Source organism: Nitrosomonas sp. Nm34 (assembly GCF_900113925.1).
In the GTDB taxonomy this organism is placed as follows: Bacteria; Pseudomonadota; Gammaproteobacteria; order Burkholderiales; family Nitrosomonadaceae; genus Nitrosomonas.
In genome coordinates this window covers 1-5,330 of record NZ_FORD01000100.1, presented here as the reverse complement: position 1 = coordinate 5,330, position 5,330 = coordinate 1, and the positions used below count along the sequence as shown (strand labels likewise).

At 38.3% G+C, this 5,330-nt stretch carries 6 protein-coding genes, 2 pseudogenes and 1 other annotated feature; of the genes and pseudogenes, 3 read left to right on the top strand and 5 right to left on the bottom strand.

Translation table 11 applies throughout. The annotated features are described in order from the left end of the window. On the top strand, positions 1-211 hold a 211-nt coding region (locus BM283_RS19725; protein ID WP_217646592.1), incomplete at its 5' end, for a hypothetical protein. A 437-nt stretch (positions 212-648) separates the two neighbouring features. Here BM283_RS19725 and BM283_RS17060 read toward each other — a convergent pair. Beyond that, complete coding sequence (locus BM283_RS17060) at positions 649-1,050, bottom strand: hypothetical protein (RefSeq protein WP_217646591.1); 402 nt, start codon at positions 1,048-1,050, stop codon at positions 649-651. Between the two features lie 504 nt (positions 1,051-1,554). Between BM283_RS17060 and BM283_RS17055 the strand changes: the two genes are divergently transcribed. After that, on the top strand, positions 1,555-1,947 hold the full coding sequence (locus tag BM283_RS17055; RefSeq protein ID WP_139225332.1) for a hypothetical protein: 393 nt from the start codon (positions 1,555-1,557) through the stop codon (positions 1,945-1,947). A gap of 390 nt (positions 1,948-2,337) precedes the next feature. On the opposite strand, the gene BM283_RS17050 is transcribed toward BM283_RS17055, so the two are convergent. From BM283_RS17050 to BM283_RS17035, 4 genes and pseudogenes are all read right to left on the bottom strand, one after another. Next, on the bottom strand, positions 2,338-2,589 hold the full coding sequence (locus BM283_RS17050) for a hypothetical protein (protein ID WP_090695267.1): 252 nt from the start codon (positions 2,587-2,589) through the stop codon (positions 2,338-2,340). 15 nt (positions 2,590-2,604) lie between these two features. Beyond that, positions 2,605-2,790, bottom strand: coding sequence for a hypothetical protein (locus BM283_RS17045; protein WP_139225331.1), 186 nt, complete (start codon positions 2,788-2,790; stop codon positions 2,605-2,607). A 275-nt stretch (positions 2,791-3,065) separates the two neighbouring features. After that, positions 3,066-3,176, bottom strand: a sequence feature (AL1L pseudoknot). A gap of 317 nt (positions 3,177-3,493) precedes the next feature. Continuing rightward, positions 3,494-3,615, bottom strand: a pseudogene (locus BM283_RS20240) (IS5/IS1182 family transposase); the annotation flags it as partial. Between the two features lie 90 nt (positions 3,616-3,705). Next, positions 3,706-4,974, bottom strand: a complete 1,269-nt coding sequence (locus BM283_RS17035; protein ID WP_090695260.1) for an esterase/lipase family protein — start codon at positions 4,972-4,974, stop codon at positions 3,706-3,708. Between the two features lie 156 nt (positions 4,975-5,130). On the opposite strand from BM283_RS17035, the pseudogene BM283_RS17030 reads away from it, so the two are divergent. Then, a pseudogene (locus BM283_RS17030) lies at positions 5,131-5,330 on the top strand (IS1595 family transposase); the annotation flags it as partial.

Here is a 5,330-nt window from a genome sequence, read left to right as displayed (position 1 = left end):
GCTTGTTATAAATCGATTCTTGAAGCAGAATCTTCTCCAGCTTCGACCAGTACTCATCATTGAGCATTATTCGGGGCATCGCAAACTCGTTTTGTTGGTGGTATGGGAACCCCAATATTACGAGTTTGTTTCTACCTATGAAATACTTATCTTAAAACGTCAACAGACCCTAGTGGACTGGCTTCTATTTCAGCTCTTAATTCGCATTTAAGCTGATCAGCACAATTCGGGATAATAAATTATTTGTTAATATAATGTGAACTTTTTGTAAAGTATTTCTTCTAATAATTAACAAAAACAATATTGATAAATTAATATATTGGAGAGTTAGAAATGAAAACACATGAAGTTAGCAGAAACTCAGTAATATTCCTCTCTCTTGTTTTGCTGAGTGTTTTAGCTTCAGTCAGTTTGATTTTATTAGTAAATGTACCCACCGGGGCTTTATTCTTTCTGGCATATTGGATAATTGCTGCAATTAGTAGTGTCTTCAAAAATAAAAGATATTCCTCGCCTAGAGTTCTAGCCTAGTTGCCTTAGTTGTACCCTAAGCTACTTTAGGCTCTGACAAGACCAATATTAATTTTAATATTGGTCTTTTTTATAAAAGAGAACTCCTCAAATAATATAATCTGCTCAGCTAGCAGGTTATACGATCTTGCCCAGAATGACTGCATCTTCATCATAAGAATATATTGCACATAATCGATGGTAGCCATCTGCAATAATCACTCTACCGCTATCTGAATCCCTTACCAAGAGAAGGGGAGACAGCTTTTCCGCTAATTGTATTTTTTGTATATCCCTTTTGACGTGTATATTGCTTATACCAAGTAATGGCAAGGTAGATGCTCTGAAGATATCTTTGGCTAGGAATTCTGAAAGCATCGCTTTCTCTAGCTTCTTCACATAATTAGCAGCCCTCTTTTCATCATAAATTAAGCTCAAATAGGATAAAGCAGCACTGTAGTTATTTCCTTCTGGCTTATTTGTCCACTTAATTTCAACTTTCTTTGTTTCAGTTTTTTTTGTTTCGGTTTTCTTCGCCATAGAATTTTTATGAGGTATATAAAACGATATTTAAAAGTTTCTATATTACTTCGCAACTATTCTTCTTTATAAGTTACAGGTAGTTCTAGCGCTAACTTCAGAATTATTTATTTTATTTTTTATTCCACATCCCTTGGTCTATAGCATCTATATTGATTCAATATGATTGTACTTATTTAAGAAACAATTTATTTCTTTTTTTTGTAGTTATTTTTTGTGGTTTACTTGGATATTATGCATCATAAGAAATTGAATAAAATTACGATGTGTAGGGTTAAAGTATTAATAAAAATGATTTCCTTATGATTAATATTAAAATTAATCGTCGAGAACTATTAATTGAAGGGCTATGTTGGAGAGTCAGGCTGATCATGGGATTGTTGCCTGTAAAGAACGTGCTCTTAATATGGTTATTCTTAATGAACTAATGATGCAAAATTTTTGATAGCAATTTTATATAAAGAAATGGAGGTTAAATTAAAATAAATGGATGGAGACGTTAAAATGAAAAAGCTGACCATCTTTATAACTATTTTGACAGTTATTTTCTTATCTGGCTGTGCTCCAATGAGTCCAATAGCAAGTACTTTAAGTGATGGAGAATTTATTGCGAATCAACATTTCATAGACCCTAATAATCATGATGCTGTGGCTAAACATTTCGAAGATGTGGCTAAAGAAATGAAAGCAAAGCTACAGGCGAAAAAAGAGCAACTTGCGGAATATGAAAGACACAATTACTACTATGGAAGAAAAGGGCAAAGCTTCCGCTCACATACTTGGGCTAATATCCGACATTTAGAGAATTCTATTGAAGAGAATTTAAAAGAAGCTACCATTCACTACAAAATGGCTCAGGATCAACAAAAACGAGATCTCAGTTTAAGAGCTAAATAAATTGTAGCCCTGAATTGAAGTGGTAAGCGTTTAAAAAACATCTAAATTCCAGAAAATAAGGAATTCTACAATAGTCGCAATACCAATTACAGATAAGCGGCTTTTCTTCTTTTGTATGTGCTTTTATTTGTGCGTTAGCATTATGCTTTGTTTGTGTTGCTTAGCAAGCATTGCAAGTTATTGATTTGTATAATAATGCCTGGAGCTGTGTTTCGTAATCAGTAGATTGTAAGTTCGACTCCTCTCAACAGCACCATACAGATCAATAAGTTATTCTAAATCCCAATAGAAAAGTAAATAATATTAGACATATTTTCATTTATTTTTATCCTGTTATGTCAAATTATAATTTCAGTTTTTATTAAGAATTAGAATTAGAATTAGAGGGGATCAGCGCATTTTTCGGTATCTCATGCCGAGACGTTTATGCATGAATTCGCGGCAGGCGCTTAAAGCTAATTGAATTCCGGTGAGCTTTTCAATCTCATAGGCTACCTCAGCAACAGTATGCGGAGGATGGACCTGGAAACGTGTTTTGAGTCCTTCCGAATAGGGCAGCAATGCACTTCCGGGGCAATGACGCCGGGATAAGCAAAGAGCCGTCACCCCACCTTCGATATACGCCCTCAAATAGCGTGTCACGCTATCTCCGCTGACTCATGCGATGCGGACAATTTCTTGATGAGGCAATTCCAGCGCTTTCAGATAGACAACATGCAATTTTCTCTTTGCCACCCCGGAAGGATATTCCATGAATAGCTGATGAATATGGGCAATTTCTTCTTCCGTAAAATTGGGCCGGAGCATGTCTTGGTAAGAGCTAAAGTCCGTTATTATACCCACTTCATTTTCCGCATATCTGACCGTGCCGAGTAAGTATATTATTAGGGGAAAGCACATATTCTTCCTTGAGATATATGTAGGGGCTGTGTAGGATTTTCTGATCAATACTTCTCTTGGTGATTTCAGATTTGATTGTAAATTTCGAGCTCAGATATTTTATGCGACCTTGGCTAGACAGTTGTCACAATCGCGAGAGAGGGAATTAACGTTCACTTCGAGATAAAGAACTTGCGATATATTTCATATACGCTAGGTTCTTGAACGAGTGTCAATGGCGGAGCAATTTGTTCGCAGATTGGCTCAATTCCGTACCATCCTTTGTGTTGGTCTACAAATTCCACCATCATTTCGGTCGGCGGTCGTGCTCCGCATCGGCAAAAATTACGCCGAGGCCTTTCGTAGTATCTCGTTTCCCCATTTAAGATCACGATTCTCGCGTTCCAATTGCTTGAGCCGTTCAAGATGCATTGACTACATGCCGCCGCAATCTCCTTGTCGGTTTCCGCCATCTTATCCACATGCACAGCGTCACTGCTGTGCATTCAATCTCCGATGCGATCGATTTAATTGTCGAGCATTGCGATTCATGTTCCTTCCGCTGTACAGATATTAGGCGTGCGCTCAGTTTCTTGCTACCCGTGAATAGCTAACTGATTTGATTCTTTATCTTTTCTATCTCTCAAACCATTTCATCGCCGGAATACCTGGCGCGATACAGTATGCCTTCGAGCGTCATGCGCAGATTGCGCTTGTTATAAGTCGATTCTTGAAGGGAATCTTCTCCAGCTTCGACCAGTACTCATCATTGAGCATCATTCGGGGCATCGCAAACTCGTTTTGTTGGTGGTATGGGAACCCCAATATTACGAGTTTGTTTCTGTCTATGAAATACTTATCTTGAAACGTCAACAAACCCTAGTGCAGATTTTTTAAAACTTCTGCTCCTACACCCATATCAGTTGTCTCACAAGTGTGAGTTTGCCTTAAGCTCCCGACAACGGGTATTTTTATTTCATTACCGCATTCTTCTCGGAAAGGGATATCAACCTTTATTGAGTTCTGTTGGAGAGGAAGATTTCCAGTTACTTCCATTAAATTCTGGGAAGTATTTGAAACAATACCGTCGCCATCTTGAAAATTGACTAAACTAGACAACGTAGGTTGACCTGTTCCAATTATCGAGACATAGATTGAATCGGTTGGAAGGGGATGAGTGGCTAAATCATTAAGTATTTTCAAAGCGGAGCTGTCTGTTTGTAGTTCTTGCATTGCGGTACTATGCGGATCAATATTTAAATTGAAAAGATCGCAAATGCTATTTTCACCGGGAATACCGAGATCATCATGACATACTTGTGCCCAAAAACTACCTTGATGTGGGGTGGCAATGGAGATAAATTTCGCGACATCACCCTGATACGCAATGGGTGCTGCTGCATCGGGTGCTTGTGCTAGTCCCTGTAGATAAGCTCTTGCAGCAAGCCCACCTAAGCTATGTCCAATGAGAAGAACCTTTGTGGTTCCAGGGTTTTTATCTAAAACTACTTTAATGATTGCTGCTAATTCGCCCCCCTGTTTATCTAAAGATAGGCCTTGATTATCAGAGAAATTTAGCGTATAAAAATTGCCCGCATTACCCGTACACTTAATAACCGGGTTTGGATTCGTGGGGCAGCTAATATCAACCATTTTTGTGCCATGATTGTAAGAAGGTATTCCTCCGAATGTCCATTTGGCATTATTTATTAGATAGTCTATATATACAGCCCATGTTTCTGCTGAAGAGGCTAAGCCATGAATAAAAATAACAGGGTAAGGTATCGCCCCACACCCTGACTCTTGCAGGAAAATGGATAAATCACCGAGGTCCCTTGGTGAGAGATCGGTCGGTCCTTTGTAGTAAACATGATTATCTGCAGACGAAACGCCTAAATAAGAATTAGTAGTTGGGTAATAGCGATAGGTATAAGGGTCAGAAAATTGCACCTCTTGTACCGCTGGTGAAAATAAATCGGAATGAAATGTTTGTGCCCAGTTGAACAAACACTCTATGTTGGGCATTGTTGTGGTATTAGCTTTTACCGAAGAGTCAATCGCCACTGCAGTGTTGCAAAACACCATGAGAATTACCGCACCCAGTACATGTGCTAGAAAGGAGCTGCTTGTGCATTGTTGGTCGTTCATTGCATTCTCCCATAGTAAAGGAACAGAATGATTAATCTCATGAGCAAGTGATTTTTCCGATAACCAGATTACATTGCGATACAGTTATCACATCAAAATATTTAAAAATGGGTCTTAGGAAGTTAAGCACTTATTAAGGTGTGTTAACTTACTGAGATGAATGGTAAAAATAGATACTACTTTCGTTCTCGAATTAGAGAAGCGAAATTTAGGCAACTTATTCGGTGCTTTTCTCTGGATTTCACTGCTACGAGCACAGCAAAATTGACCGGTATCTCGATTCGATCCGTTAATAGCATTTACCTTAAAATACGGCAGCGAATTGCCTGTTGTTGTGAGCTTGAATCGCCTCTGCA